Annotated in this window: 12 protein-coding genes; 10 read left to right on the top strand and 2 right to left on the bottom strand. The window is 70.5% G+C overall.

From position 1 onward, the window contains the following. The first annotated feature begins 24 nt into the window (after positions 1 to 24). The 4 genes from DGO_RS01400 to DGO_RS20875 all read left to right on the top strand — a co-directional run bounded on the left by DGO_RS01400 (position 25) and on the right by DGO_RS20875 (position 5865). Positions 25 to 1023 (top strand): MBL fold metallo-hydrolase, encoded by a 999-nt coding sequence (locus DGO_RS01400; RefSeq protein WP_014683686.1) that lies wholly within the window; start codon positions 25 to 27, stop codon positions 1021 to 1023. 4 nt (positions 1024 to 1027) lie between these two features. After that, entirely contained in the window at positions 1028 to 1810 is a 783-nt protein-coding gene (locus DGO_RS01395) for a histidinol-phosphatase HisJ family protein (RefSeq protein ID WP_043800508.1), read from the top strand. Positions 1811 to 1847: 37 nt separating this feature from the next. Next, complete coding sequence (locus DGO_RS01390) at positions 1848 to 3521, top strand: DNA polymerase/3'-5' exonuclease PolX (protein WP_014683684.1); 1674 nt, start codon at positions 1848 to 1850, stop codon at positions 3519 to 3521. A gap of 130 nt (positions 3522 to 3651) precedes the next feature. After that, complete coding sequence (locus tag DGO_RS20875) at positions 3652 to 5865, top strand: putative bifunctional diguanylate cyclase/phosphodiesterase (RefSeq protein ID WP_014683683.1); 2214 nt, start codon at positions 3652 to 3654, stop codon at positions 5863 to 5865. 13 nt (positions 5866 to 5878) lie between these two features. Here DGO_RS20875 and DGO_RS01380 read toward each other — a convergent pair whose 3' ends face one another. Beyond that, positions 5879 to 6424, bottom strand: a complete 546-nt coding sequence (locus tag DGO_RS01380) for a hypothetical protein (protein ID WP_014683682.1) — start codon at positions 6422 to 6424, stop codon at positions 5879 to 5881. A 107-nt stretch (positions 6425 to 6531) separates the two neighbouring features. Between DGO_RS01380 and DGO_RS01375 the strand changes: the two genes are divergently transcribed. From DGO_RS01375 to DGO_RS01350, 6 genes are all read left to right on the top strand, one after another. Beyond that, positions 6532 to 7692: an ABC transporter substrate-binding protein gene (locus DGO_RS01375; protein ID WP_043800505.1), complete on the top strand. Its 1161-nt coding sequence runs from the start codon at positions 6532 to 6534 to the stop codon at positions 7690 to 7692. A 197-nt stretch (positions 7693 to 7889) separates the two neighbouring features. Next, positions 7890 to 8864 (top strand): branched-chain amino acid ABC transporter permease, encoded by a 975-nt coding sequence (locus tag DGO_RS01370; protein ID WP_014683680.1) that lies wholly within the window; start codon positions 7890 to 7892, stop codon positions 8862 to 8864. 204 nt (positions 8865 to 9068) lie between these two features. Beyond that, positions 9069 to 10001 carry a branched-chain amino acid ABC transporter permease gene (locus DGO_RS01365; protein ID WP_014683679.1) on the top strand — a complete coding sequence of 311 codons (933 nt, stop codon included), beginning with the start codon at positions 9069 to 9071 and terminating at the stop codon, positions 9999 to 10001. Then, positions 9998 to 10780, top strand: coding sequence for an ABC transporter ATP-binding protein (locus DGO_RS01360; RefSeq protein WP_043800502.1), 783 nt, complete (start codon positions 9998 to 10000; stop codon positions 10778 to 10780). Before DGO_RS01365 ends, DGO_RS01360 begins: the two co-directional genes overlap by 4 nt. A 2-nt stretch (positions 10781 to 10782) precedes the next feature. Beyond that, a complete protein-coding gene (locus DGO_RS01355; RefSeq protein ID WP_043802875.1) occupies positions 10783 to 11493 on the top strand; it encodes an ABC transporter ATP-binding protein in 711 nt (236 codons plus the stop codon). An 86-nt stretch (positions 11494 to 11579) separates the two neighbouring features. Continuing rightward, a complete protein-coding gene (locus tag DGO_RS01350; protein WP_014683676.1) occupies positions 11580 to 13118 on the top strand; it encodes a hypothetical protein in 1539 nt (512 codons plus the stop codon). A gap of 19 nt (positions 13119 to 13137) precedes the next feature. On the opposite strand, the gene DGO_RS01345 is transcribed toward DGO_RS01350, so the two are convergent. After that, complete coding sequence (locus DGO_RS01345; protein WP_226991411.1) at positions 13138 to 13647, bottom strand: CAP domain-containing protein; 510 nt, start codon at positions 13645 to 13647, stop codon at positions 13138 to 13140. Positions 13648 to 13813 lie beyond the last annotated feature (166 nt).

Raw genomic sequence — 13813 nt, 5'->3', positions numbered from 1 at the left:
GCCGCCGTCCCCTACCCTGGGGCCATGCTGAACGTGCAGGTGCTGGGGCGGCCCGGCCGGGACAACGCGCTGCTGGTCACGGCCGACAGCGGCCAGGGCCGGACGCGGCTGCTGCTCGACTGCGGCGGCCACACGCTGGATACGGTGCCCCTGACCGAGATCATGGGCATCGACCACCTGCTGTTCTCGCACCTGCACATGGACCATGTGGCGGGCTTCGACGACTTTTTCCGGGTCAACTTCGAGCGCGCGGGGCAGGGCAACCACATCTGGGGCCCGCCCGGCGCGGCGCGCATCATCGCCCACCGCTTCCGGGGCTACTGGTGGAACCACGCGCCCGGGATGCGCGGCTCCTGGCAGGTCCACGAGGTCTGGCCCGGCCGCGTGCAGAGCTGGCGCTTCGAGGCGCACGAGGCCTTCGAGGTCGCCCATCCCGCTGGAAACCGGCCGCGCGGCGACGCCCTGTTCACGACCCCGCAGGTCGGCGTGGAAGCCCTCACGCTGCGCCACCAGGGCACCAGCCTGGGCTACGTGCTGCGCGAGCCCGAGCGGGTGACGGTCGATCCGGCGGCCCTGGCGGCGCTGGGGCTGCGCGGCGGGCCGTGGCTGGCGCAGCTCAAGGCGGGGGCGACAGGCACCCTCGACGTGAACGGCGCGCCGCACGACGCCGCCGAGCTGCGCGCGCGGCTGCTGCGCACCGAGGCGGGCCAGAGTGCCGCTTACCTCACCGACTTTCTGCTCGACGAGGCCGAACACAACCGGCTGGCGCGGCAACTCGCGGGAGTAGAGACGCTGTACGTCGAGGCCCAATACGCCCCCGCCGACGCCGAACTGGCGGCCCGCAACCACCACACCACCTCCGAGCAGGGCGCGTGGCTGGCGCGGGCGGCCGGGGCGCGTGAGCTGGTGCTGCTGCACGTCTCGCGGCGCTACCGGCCCGCCGAGTGGGCGGGGATGCTGGAGGCGGCGCAGGCCATCTTTCCGGCGGCCCGCTTTGCTCCCGGCTGGGAGCCGCTACGCTGAGGGCATGACCGCCCTGTTCGATTCGCACCTGCACACCCCGCTGTGCGGCCACGCGACCGGCACGCCGCGCGAGTACGCCCAGGCGGCGCTGGACGCGGGCCTCTCGGGCCTGTGCTTCACCGACCACATGCCCATGCCCGCGTGGTACGACGCGCCCTGGCGCATGCGCCGTGACCAGCTCGGCGAGTACGTCGCGGCGGTGCAGGAGGTACAGGCCGAATTTGCCGGCCGCCTCGACGTGCGCCTGGGCCTGGAGGGCGACTTCCACCCCGGCACCGAGCGGTACGTGGAAGAGGTGCTCGCCGCCCACCCCTGGGACTACGTGATCGGCAGCGTCCACTACCTCGGTGCGTGGGGCTTCGACAACCCGGAGTTTATGGACGAGTACGACCGGCGCGACCGGCGCGCGCTGTATCAGGCGTACTACGCGCTGGTCGAGGGCGCGGCGCGCTCGGGGCTGTTCGACAGTATCGGGCACCTCGACCTGCCCAAGAAGTTCGGGCACCTCGACCCCGACCCGGTATACGCCCTGCACGCGCTGGACGTGGTCGCCGAGTGCGGCCTCGCGCTGGACTTCAACACGGCGGGCTGGCGCAAGCCGGTGGCCGAGGCCTATCCCTCGCCCGAGCTGACGCGCGCCGCCGCCGAGCGCGGCATTCCCTTCGTGCTGGGCAGCGACGCGCATAAGCCCCAGGAGGTCGGCTACCACTTCACGGCCGCCCTCAAGGAACTGCGCGACGTGGGCGCGCGCACCGTCACCTATGCCGGGCGGGTGCGCCGTGGCTGAAACCCAGGACCTGACCCGCAAGCACCTCGTCTCGGCCATGAAGACTACCGCCGACCTGCTCGACCTGCTGGGCGAGGAACCCTTCCGCGCGCAGGCCTACCGTTCGGCGGCGCGCAGCCTGGAGGGGATAGAAGCCGAGATCGAGGAGCTGCTCGCGGGCGACTTCGGCGGCATTCCCAAGGTCGGGCGCGGCATCGCCGCCGAGCTGAGCGCCTACGCCCGCGAGGGAGTGTTCGGGCCGCTGGAGGACGCCGTGTCGCTCGTGCCTCCCGGTGTCCTGAGTCTGTTCCGGGTGCGCGGGCTGGGGCCCAAGAAAATTCGCGCGCTGTGGACTGCCGGCATCGCCTCGCTGGAGGAGTTGCGCGAGGCCTGCCGGAGCGGCGGGGTCGCGGCCCTCAAGGGATTCGGGGCCAAGAGCGCGGCGACCATCCTGGAGGCGGTCGAGTTCGCGCTCGCCTCGCAGGAGCGCCAGCATCTCTCGACCGGGCTGGACGTGTCGCTGGGCCTGCTGGACCTCCTGATGGGCCTGGAGCCGCGCGTGGCCGGCGACGCCCGGCGCGGGCTGGACACCGTGCGCGCCGCCCGCGTGACCGTGACCGGCAACCCGGAAGAGGTCACGGCGCGGCTGGGGGGCCGGGTCGAGGGCCTCGCGCCGGTGGAGGGCAAGCCGGTGCTCGCAGGCCGGGTCAACGGCGTGCCGGTCGAGGTGGCCTACGCCCCCGCCCCGGCGCGCGGCGCCCTGGACCTGATGATGGGCGGGGCGGCCGGCTACCGCGACGAACTGCGCGAGCACGCCCGCACGCAGGGCTTCTCGCTCAGCGGGCGCGGGCTGCGGCGCGGCGACACGCTGCTCGACACCCCCACGGAAGCCGACGTGTGGCGCGAGCTGGGACTGCCGGAGCGCCCCGCCGAGTACCGCGAGCCGGAACACGACGCCGTGTGGCAGGGCCTCCCCGATCCGGCCGAACTCGTGACGGTGCGCGACCTGCGCGGGATGCTGCACACCCACACCCGCTGGTCGGACGGCGCGGCGACCATTGCCGAGATGGCCGAGGAGACCGTGCGCCTGGGCCACGAGTTCCTGGGGACGGGCGACCACTCGCGGGCGGCGGCCTACGCGAACGGCCTGAGCATCGAGCGCCTGCTCGAACAGCTGCGCGAGGTCCGCGAGCTGCAGGCGGCGGGCGTGCCCCTGGTCGCCGGGGCCGAGGTGGACATCCTGGAGGACGGCTCGCTGGACTACCCCGACGAGATATTGGCGCAGCTCGACTACGTGGTGGCGAGCGTCCACAGCCACTTCACCCTGCCGCCTGGGCGCCAGACCGAGCGCCTGGTGCGCGCCGCGTCGCACCCCCTGGTGACCATCCTGGGCCACCCGACGGGGAGGCTGCTGCTGCGCCGCCCCAGCTACGCCTTCGACCTGGACGCCGTGCTGGCCGCCTGCGAGGCGTGCGGCACGGTCGTCGAGATCAACGCCAACGCCTACCGGCTGGACCTCGACTGGCGCGTGGCGCTGGCGTGGCGAGACCGCCTGACCTTCGCCATCAACACCGACGCGCACGTGCCCTCGGGGCTCGCGGACGCCCGCTTCGGGGTGGCGGTCGCGCGCAAGGCGGGGCTCACCCCGTCGGGGGTAGTCAACACCCTGCCGCGCACCGACTTCCTGGCCTTCGTGGCGCGCCAGCGGGCGGCCCGCGCCAACGCAGGATGAAGCTGACCTGAAGTCCGGACGGCGCAAGCCGTTTGTAAGATTTTCCACTTTAGAGTGCTTCCGGCTGCTGCCCCGTGGGGGCGGCGGACTTCTCCCCCCGGTTCCCCGGGACAAGGACGGCCCCGCCCCTATGATTCCCGACCTGGACGCACTGCTGCACCGCCACGGCCTGAGTGCGGCCATTCCGCCCGGTCCCGGCAGCTGGGCCGCCTTTCTGGGCCAGCTCGCGGGACAGCTGCGGTCCGGCGGCCTCGCCGTCACCGCGCCGCAGGGCCAGACGACCAGCCTGATCCTCGGCCCGGCCGGGCAGATCGTGTCGATGTGCCCTTCCAGCGCGCGCCTGCTGGGGGCCTCGGCCCTGGGCACCCTGCTGGACACCCACCTGGGGAACGGACTGGAAGGCCTGCGGCTGCGCGGCCTGCTGACGCGGGTGCGGGGGGGCGAGACCCTGCGCACCGCGCTGGGCCTGCGCGGCGAGGGCGGCGAGGTCGCGGCCTGGACCGGTACGCTCTCGCGGCTGAGCGGCGCGGCGGGCGACCACCTGCTGCTGAGCGGCGAGCTGTCGGGAACGGCGGGAGCCGACCTGCTCGCGCCGCAGGCCTTCTACGAGGAACTGCTGTGTGCCCTGCCCGCGCCAGTCGCCATCCTCGACGCGCAGCAGCGCTACGTGTTCTGCAACCCGGCCGCCATCTCCTCGCCCGAGATCCGGCGCTGGATCATCGGGCGCACGGACGCCGAGTACGTGGCCTACCGCGAGTTCGGCCCCGAGCTGGCCCGGGCGCGCGAGCACCACTACCTCCAGGCCCGGCAGATCCGCGACACGATCTTCTGGGAGGAGAGCTTCGGCACGCCCGTCCATACGGTGCAGCTGCGCTCCCTGACCCCGGTGTTCGGCGAGGACGGCGAGCTGGCGCTGTGCATCGGCCACGGCATGGACATCACCGAGCTGCGGCGCACCCAGGACGCCCTGCACCAGCTCAACAACGAGCTGGAGGACCGGGTGCAGTCGCGCACCGCCCAGCTGCGCACCGTCACCCGGCAACTGCGCCACGACGCCTCGCACGACGCCCTGACCGGCCTGCCCAACCGCACCCTGTTCAGCGAGCGCCTGGACACCGCGCTGGCCCGGTCGCGCGGTCCCGGAGCCGAGGAATACGCCGTGCTGTTTCTCGACACCGACCGCTTCAAGGGCGTCAACGACACGCTGGGACATCCGGCCGGAGACGCCCTGCTGCGCGAACTCTCGGCGCGGCTCCTGGCGGTGCTGCGGCCCGGCGATACGCTGGCCCGCCTGGGCGGCGACGAGTTCGCCGTGCTGCTCACGCCGCTGGATTCGCCGGGGGACGCCACCGACACGGCGCGCCGCATCCAGGAGGCGCTGCGGCCCCCCATGCGCCTGCACGGCCTGGACATCGCGCTGTCGGTGAGCATCGGGGTGGTGCTGGCCCACCCGGAGCACGGCAGCTCGGCCGACATCCTGCGCGACGCCGACATCGCCATGTACCGCGCCAAGCACAGCGGCGGCGCGGGGCACCAGGTGTTCACGCCGCAGATGCGCGAGCACACCATCCGCATGGCCCGGCTGGAAAACGAGCTGAAACACGGCCTGGGCCGGGGCGAGCTGCGCGTGGTGTACCAGCCGATCATGGCGCTGGACGAGGGCCGGGTGGCAGGCTTCGAGGCGCTGCTGCGCTGGCAACACCCCGAACACGGCCTGCTGGAGCCCGGAGCCTTTCTGGACGTGGCCGAGGAGTGCGGCATGATGCTCGACATCGACCGCTGGGTGCTGCGCGAAGCCTGCACGCAGCTGCGGCGCTGGCAGCAGGAAAGCCCGCACACGCCCCCCCTGAGCCTGAACGTGAACTTCTCGGCGCGGCACTTCGCGGCCCCCGGCGTCTACGAACAGGTGCGCGGCGTGCTGGCCGATACCGGGTTCGCGCCCGAACGCCTGAACCTGGAGATCACCGAGGGCGCGCTGCTGGCCCGCCCCGAGGCCATCGGGCAGACGCTGGAAAAGCTGCGTGCCCTGGGAGTGCGGCTGCACCTCGACGACTTCGGCACGGGGTACTCGTCGCTCAGTTACCTGCACTCGTATCCACTCGACACCCTCAAGATCGACCGGTCCTTCGTGCGCGGCATGCTGACGAGCGCCAGCAGCGCCGAACTCGTGCGCACCATCATCGCGATGGCCAAGAACATGAAGATGCGCGTGGTGGCCGAGGGCATCGAGGAGGTGCGGCATCTCGACGCCCTGCGCGAGCTGGGCTGCGACTACGGCCAGGGCTACCTCTTCGCCCGGCCCCTGAGCGTGAGCGAGGCGCGCCAGTTCGCGCGCGAGCACTAGGGTGACTGGGCCTTCAGAGGCTCCCTTCGACCAGAGTCCCCGTACGCAGATCCAGCGACCGGACCAGTCCCATCACGTCCAGGGTCACGGTCTGTTCATGCACCGTGTAGGACCACGGCGGCTCGACAAACATGGTCCAGAGTTTACGGCCCCCCATGGTCCAGGCGGCCAGTTCCAGTTCGGCCAGCATCAGGATCACGTCACCGTGCCGGGCGAAGGCCCAGAACCCGAACTCGGCCCGGTCCTCCCAGAGCCGCTCCGGAACCCGGATATCGTAGGCCAGCAGCCGCTCGCCCGCACCGATAAGCAGCAGGCCCGTCTCGGGCACGAGCAGGACACCCAGTGGAAACCCCGGCCCGCTCGGTTGCTGATGCTGGGCCACGACCAGCTCACGGCCCTGAGGGGTGCTCAGGACCACCACGCCGACTGGCCCAGGCTCGCGGCTCTGCACGTCGTATTCATCGAAGAGTGCGGCGCTCGCGCGCAGCCCAGTCCAATCCGCCGGCATACCGTCTTCGAAGATGCGCAGGTGGTAGTCCGCTATTTGAACTTCGGCCATATCTCCTTCCTTCTCAGCTTGACTTCCCTAGAACGCGCACCCATAGTGACACCACTCTTCACATAAATTTCAGCTTCGGGCCGCGGCGCGGCTTAGGGGAGGCACAGATGAAACGAGTGGTCCTGGGTTCATTGATCGGCGCGGCGCTGGGCGCGGCATCGGCACAGAAGGTCGAGACGCCGGTCGCCATCGGGATCGCGGTCGCGCAGACCAGCAACGTCGCCCTGTTCGGCCAGGAGCAGGTCGCGGGGGCCAAACTGGCCGAGAAGCTCATCAACGCGCGCGGGGGCATCGGCGGCACGCCCATCCGGCTCGTGTACCAGGACGCGGCGGGCGACGAGAACAGCGCCATCAACGCCTTCCAGAACCTGATCACCAAGGAGCGGGTGGTGGGCATCGTGGGGCCGACGCTCTCGCAGCAGGCCTTCGCCGCCGACCCCATCGCCGAGCGCGCCAGGATTCCGGTGCTGGGGCCGAGCAACACCGCCAAGGGCATTCCGCAGATCGGCAACTACATCGCCCGCGTGTCGGCGCCCGTGACCGTGATCGCCCCGGCGGCCCTCAAGCAGGCCCTCAAGATCGACCCCAAGATCAAGCGCGTGGCCGTGATGTACGCCCAGAACGACGCCTTCTCGGTCAGCGAGACGGGCATCTTCCAGGACACCATCAAGGCGCAGGGGCTGACGGTCGCCACCGTCCAGAAGTCGCAGACCACCGACACCGACTTCACGACCCAGGTGACGGCGGTACTGAACGCCAAGGCCGACCTCGTGGTCATCTCGGCGCTCGCGGCCGACGGCGGCAACATCATCAAGCAATTGCGCCAGCTGAGCTACAAGGGCCTGATCGTGGGCGGCAACGGCTTCAACACCACCAACCTGTTTCCGGTGTGCCAGAAGGACTGCGACGGCCTGCTCGTGGCCCAGGCCTACAGCCCCCTCCAGAGCAGCGCCACCAACCAAGTGTTCGTCAAAGAGTACCGCGCGCTGTACAAGAAAGACCCGCCCCAGTTCGCCGCGCAGGCCTACGCGGGCGTGCAGGTCTTCGCCGACGCCCTGCGCGTCATCGACCGCAAGAAGAAGCTCGCGCAGTGGGACCTGGGCGACCTGCGCACCGAGCTGAACAAGCAGATCCTGGCCGGCAAGTACAACACGCCGCTGGGCGAGCTGCGCTTCGACAAGGAAGGCGAGATCAACCAGAAGGAATTCTTCGTGGCGCAGGTCAAGATGAAAGACGCCAAGAACGGCTCCTTCGTCTTCGTGAAGTAGGAGGGCCTCCGGAGGCGTCCCGCACTGTGCCGGACGCCTCCAGGCGACGCGGCCCGCCCAGGACCCGGAACCGCCTCCGGGTCGCAGCACGGACAACGGGCCACTCCACAGAGTTTCCCCCGGCCCTGGCCTACGCCGTCAGCCTCCCGTTCCCCGGCTGACGGCGTGTCCCATTGCCGCACGCGAGAGGACACCGCATGGACTTCGGCGCATTCATTCAGAACCTTCTCAACGGGCTGGCCATCGGCAGCGTCTACGCCATCTTCGCGCTGGGCTACACCCTCGTCTTCTCGATCCTGGGCATCATCAACTTCGCGCAGGGGGCCGTGTTCACGCTGGGGGCCTACTTCACCTACACGCTGGTGGTCGGGCAGTTCGGCGGCACCGGGCTGCTCGCGGGCCTGACCCTGTTTTCCGGCACCTCGCCCTTTTCGGGCAACCCCTGGAGCTTCGGGCTCGCGACCCTGATCGGCGCGGTGCTGGCCGGGGTGGTCGCGGTGATCGTCGAGCGCCTCGCCTTCCGGCCCATGCGCGCGCGCGGCGCCGACCCGCTGCTGGCGCTGGTCAGCAGCCTGGGCGTGTCGCTGGTCATCGTGAACCTCATCCAGCTGCTGGTCGGGGCCGAGATCTACACCTTCCCGGCCGACGCCTACGGGCAGGTGCGCCCGGCCCTGAGTTTCCAGATCGGGGACCGCACGGTGGTCATCCGCACGGTGCAGATCATCATCTTCGCGGTCAGCATGGTCATGCTCGCGCTCCTGGGCTACGTCATCGGGCGCACCAAGGTGGGCAAGGCGCTGCGGGCGGTCGCGGAGAATCCCGGTACGGCGAGCCTGCTGGGCATCAGCGTGGACCGCTTCGTACTCATCACGTTCTTCCTCTCGGGCTTTCTGGGCGGGCTGGCGGGCACGCTGGTCGGCACGGCCTTCGGGGTGGCGGGGCCGTACTTCGGCATCACCTACGGCCTCAAAGGGCTGGCGGTCATCGTGCTGGGGGGTCTGGGCAGCATTCCGGGCGCGGTGCTGGGGGGCCTGGTCATCGGGCTGGCCGAGGCCTTCGTGCCGGCCGACTACTCGGCGTACAAGGACGCGGTGGCCTTCGCGCTGCTGTTCGTGATCCTGCTCGTGCGGCCCCAGGGCCTGCTGGGCAAAGCGGCGATCCAGAAGGTATGAGCGGGACAGTGCCTGTTTCGTGGACAACCCGGAAAAGAGCACCCCTGCCCAAGGTGGCCTCCGGTTCAGGGGCGGCCCCTCGCCTTTCCTGGCCCATTTCTCGCAGGTCCACATGCGCCTGACTCCACGTCCGCGATCCCTTCCTCTCCTCCTCGCTTCGCTCGAATGGAGTCCTTCCATTACCGATTCAATCGGAGTCTATCTATGAGCGACTTTCTCGCGACCTACGGCTTCCTGATCGTGACGATGGTGCAGGCGGGCCTGCTGGGCCTGAGCCTGTACTTTCCCCTCCAGGCCGGGCAACTGAGCCTCGCCTCGCCGGGCTTCTATGCGCTGGGCGGCTACGTGGCAGCCATCATGCTCACGCACCCGGCGCTCGCGGGCCTGCGCGACACGCTGGGCAACTTCATGTTTCCGCTCACCTGGGTGGTCGCGGCCCTGCTCTCGGGGGTGCTGGGGCTGCTGGTGGGCATTCCGGCGCTGCGGCTGCGCGGCATCTACCTCGCGCTGGCGACCATCGCCTTCGTCTCGGTGTTGCAGGTCGTCGCCCTGAACCTGAGCATCACCGGGGGCGCCGTGGGCATCTTCGGAATTCCGCAGGCCTTCGGCTTCCAGGACCGCTGGCAGTACCTGTTCGTCTTCGGGCCGCTGCTGCTGCTCACGCTGCTGTTCACCCGGCAGCTCGAACGCTCGCGGGTGGGCCGGGCGCTGCGGGCGGTGCGCGAGGACGAACTCGCCGCCGACGCGATGGGCGTGCCGCCGACCCACTACAAGGTGATGGCCTTCGTCATCGGAGCCGTGCTGGCGGGCATCGTGGGGGCCATGAGCGCGCCCTTCCTGAACACCTGGAACGCCAAGCAGGGCACCTTCGACGCCTCTATCGCCACGCTGGCCTTCGTGCTCATCGGCGGCAGCCGCAGCCTGTGGGGACCGGTCGTGGGCGGCGCCCTGCTGACGGCCGTGCCGGAGGTGCTGCGCTTCCTGGCCGACTGGCGGCTGGTCATCAACGGGCTGGTGCTGGTGGTGGCGAGCCTGTACCTGCCCCAGGGCATCGTGGGCGCGCTGCAAAAACTGACGCGGCCCCGCCCCCCGGTGCGCCCCGGACCCGCCGCTTCCCGGGCGGAGGTGCGGCCATGACCGCCTCCGCAACTGTCGTGGCCCCGACCGTCCTGGAGGCGCGCCACATGACCCGGCGCTTCGGCGGGCTGATCGCGGTGAACGACGTGAGCTTCGAAGTGCGCGAGGGCGAGATCTTCGGGCTGATCGGCCCCAACGGCGCGGGCAAGACCACGCTGTTCAACCTCATGACCGGCCTGACGCCCCCCAGCAGCGGCACCCTGACCTACAGGGGCACGCGCGTGACCGGCCTCGCGCCGCACCGGGTCGCCGGCCTGGGCCTGAGCCGCACCTTCCAGAACATCCGGCTGTTCCGGGGCCTCTCGGCGCTGGAAAACGTGAAGATCGCCGGGCACCTGCGCACCCGCGCCGGGCTGTGGCAGGGCGTCTTCGGGCTGGCGCGCGCCGAGGAGGACGCCGCCACGCGCCGCGCCTGGGACCTGCTCGACCTCGTGGGCCTGTCGGACCGGGCGGGCGAACTGGCGGGCAACTTCTCCTACGGCGACCAGCGGCGGCTGGAGATCGCCCGCGCCCTGGCGACCGAACCGCGCGTGCTGCTGCTCGACGAGCCGGCCGCCGGCATGAACACGGCCGAGAAGGGGCAACTCACCAGCTTTATCCGCGAGGTGCGCGACCGCTTCGACCTGACGGTGCTGCTCATCGAACACCACGTGCCGCTCGTCATGGGCCTGTGCGACCGCGTGGCCGTGCTGAATTTCGGGCAACTCATCGCGGTGGGCGACCCCGCGAGCGTGCAGCGCGACCCCCGGGTCGTCGAGGCCTACCTGGGAGGCGAGTGACCGTGCCCCTGCTGGAAATCGAGAACCTCAGCGTCAACTACGGCGCCATCCAGGCGGTGCGCGGGCTGTCGCTGCACGTCGAGGAGGGCGAGATCGTCACCCTCATCGGCGCGAACGGCGCGGGCAAGACGACCACCCTGCGCGCCGTCTCGCGGATGCTGCGGCCGGTGGCGGGCAGCGTGCGCTTCGGCGGGCGCGACATCTCCCGTATTCCGACCGACGAGGCCGTGCGCCTGGGCATCGCGCAGAGTCCGGAGGGGCGGCAGGTCCTCGCGCGCCAGAGCATCCAGGACAACCTGGAACTGGGGGCCTACACCCGCCGCGACGCCGCCGGGGTAAAGGCCGACATCGCCCGGATGTACGGGCGCTTTCCGCGCCTGGGCGAGCGCCGGGGCCAGCTCGCGGGCACGCTCTCGGGCGGCGAACAGCAGATGCTGGCGATTGCCCGCGCCCTGATGAGCCGGCCCAAGCTGCTGCTCCTCGACGAGCCGTCGCTAGGGCTGGCGCCCATCATCGTGCGCGAGATCTTCGCCATCATCCGCGAGCTGAACGAGCAGGGCGTGACCATCCTGCTCGTCGAGCAGAACGCCCGCCTCGCCATGCAGAGCAGCCACCGCACCTACGTCCTTGAAGCCGGGCAGATCACCCTGGAGGGCCCCAGCCGCGACCTCGTGAGCGACGAGCGGGTGTTGCAGGCGTACCTGGGCGGCTGACCCCGCCCTCACCTTCATGAAGGCGGTCTCAAGCGGGCCGCCCCCTTTTTCGCGGGGCACTCAGGCAGGCCTGAGTAAGGTGGGGCATGAGTCCCAGACGCACGGCGCTGCTCGCGGGCCTGGCCCTCGTCCCCTCCCTGTGGCCCGGCGCAGTGGCCCAGGGGGCGGGCAGCGCCGACCTCAAGGCCCTCGGCACGGCCTACGCCCTGTATGTCGGGGCCGGCTACCTGCGCGACACCTGCGTGAAACGCGACCCCGCCAGCGCCGCGAAGGTGAATCAGGCCTACGCCGCGTGGATCAAGGCCCAGAACCTCGGGGCCTTCGAGGCGCAGCTGACGCAGCGGGTCGGCCGGGCGGCCCTCACGCAGTTGCGGGCGGACATGGCCGGCAGCCTCCAGGCGCTGGACAGCGCCCTACAGAAGCTCGGGCCCGCCAGCCGGTCGTGCCCGGCCCTGGCGACCCAGTTTTCGTCGGACACCTTCGACGTGCGCGCTCAGGTGCCCAACCTCGCGGCCGCGCTGGGCACGGGCGGCGCTGCCCCCACGCCGTCCGCCTCCGCCTCTTCCCGCCCAGCCGGTGCCAGCGCCAATGTGGCCGTCTACAGCGTCGCGCAGCTCTCGTCGCTCATGGCACAGACCCTCGCGCCGCTGGGCAAGGCGAGCGGGCAACAGCAGGACGCCGCTGGCCTGAAGAAGTTGCAGTCGCTAGGGACGGTCATCGCCGTGAGCGGCACCACGCAGCGTTCGCGCTCCATCACGCAGGAGGACGACCGGCGCGCGGCGCGCTTCGACGTGTACTGCTACGACATGGCGAACGATGCCGACAACCCGCCCAAGGGACAGGTGACGGTGGCCGGGCGAGTCCGCGAGTTCGACCACGTCACCGGCATTACCCTGGACAGCTGCGTGGTCCTGAGCGCCGCGCAGGCGGCCGGACTCAAGCAATCCACCCTCGCCGTCGTGGACGCGGGCTGGCAGTTCAAGGCCCAGCCGGCCGAGAAATTTCTGGTGGCCGCCGGGCAGGGCCTGAAGGACAGCGAGATTCTGGGCGCCTACATCGAACAGTCCACCGGTATCGGGGTGGGCGGCATGGTCCTGACGACCTACCCCGTCTCGCTGTTCCTGAAGGACGGCACCGTCTACAACGACCCCTACTGGGCGCCGGGCAGCTTCAACTACAAACTGTCGCGCCAGCTCGAACCGCAGAAATGGGGCAAGTGGACCCGTCAGGGCAAGGACTTCGTGATCCGCTGGGGGGACGGCAAGACCGGCACCTTCGAGGTCAAGGGCGAGTCCAGGGCCCTGCCCGCCGGAACGAAGCTCAATGGCGCCTTCCAGACCATCTCGGGCGGCGGCAACACGGCGCTGGGCGGCGACCTGATGGTGGTGGGCGGCGGCACCTACACCTTCCGGCCCGACGGCACCTTCAGCGGCGGGCGTTTCGGGGGCAGCAGCGGCCCCGGCGTCGCGGTGAGCAGTTCCCGCAAGACCGGCGGCACCTACGCGGTCAGCGGCTACGGCCTCACCCTCAGGGGCCAGGGCGGCGAGGAGCAGCGCCTGTTCTTCGCGCGCTACGACCAGGACCTGCTGTACATCGGCGGCTCACCCTACACGCCCGACCGCTGACGCCAGCAGGCACAGGTCCTCAGCGGCTGCCGAACTCCTGAACGCCGTAGGTGCTGAACGCGTGCCCCGCCTCCTGCATGAAGGCCACGCCGACTTCCTTGTACTCGGGGGACATGAGGGCCGCGCAGTGGTCGGGGCTGGCGAGCCACGCCGCCGTCATCTCGCCCACGGCGTAACCGCCGACGATGTTCTCGCCGATGTTGGTCCAGCCGGTGTATCCGGCCGCCTCGGCGCGCTGCTGGGGCCAGCGACCGTCGGGGTCCACGTGCGCGAAAAAGCCCCGCGTCGCCATGTCCTGCACGTAAGCCCGCGCCGACTTGGCCAGATAGCCGTTCCAGGTGACGGCGGGTACGGCGGGCATGTACTGGCCGCCGCAGGTCCGGCCCACGGCGCGCGCAGCATTCAGCTCGCGCAGCAGCTGCGCTTCCTCGGCGCTCTGGGTCTGGTCGCCGGGGTCCGGCTTGGCGACGGAGCCGATGGGTGTGGGCGCGGGCGCAGGATCGGGAGCCGTCCCGACACTTCCCTTCACCGCGCTTCCACAGGCGGCGAGCAGGAGGGGGAGGAGCAGTAGGGGCAGTGGGCGACAGGTCATAGGGGTCCTTGGCGCCGGCAACACACCCACCGGCGACTGATGTCCCTACAAACTAGAAAGTCAGGCCTGTCCGGTCCGTGACAGCCGCGAAAATGAAGGTGCG

It is taken from the genome of Deinococcus gobiensis I-0 (genome assembly GCF_000252445.1).
Lineage (GTDB): Bacteria > Deinococcota > Deinococci > Deinococcales > Deinococcaceae > Deinococcus > Deinococcus gobiensis.
The sequence above is the reverse complement of the archived record's forward strand: the minus strand, read 5'-3'. Positions and strand labels throughout refer to the sequence as shown.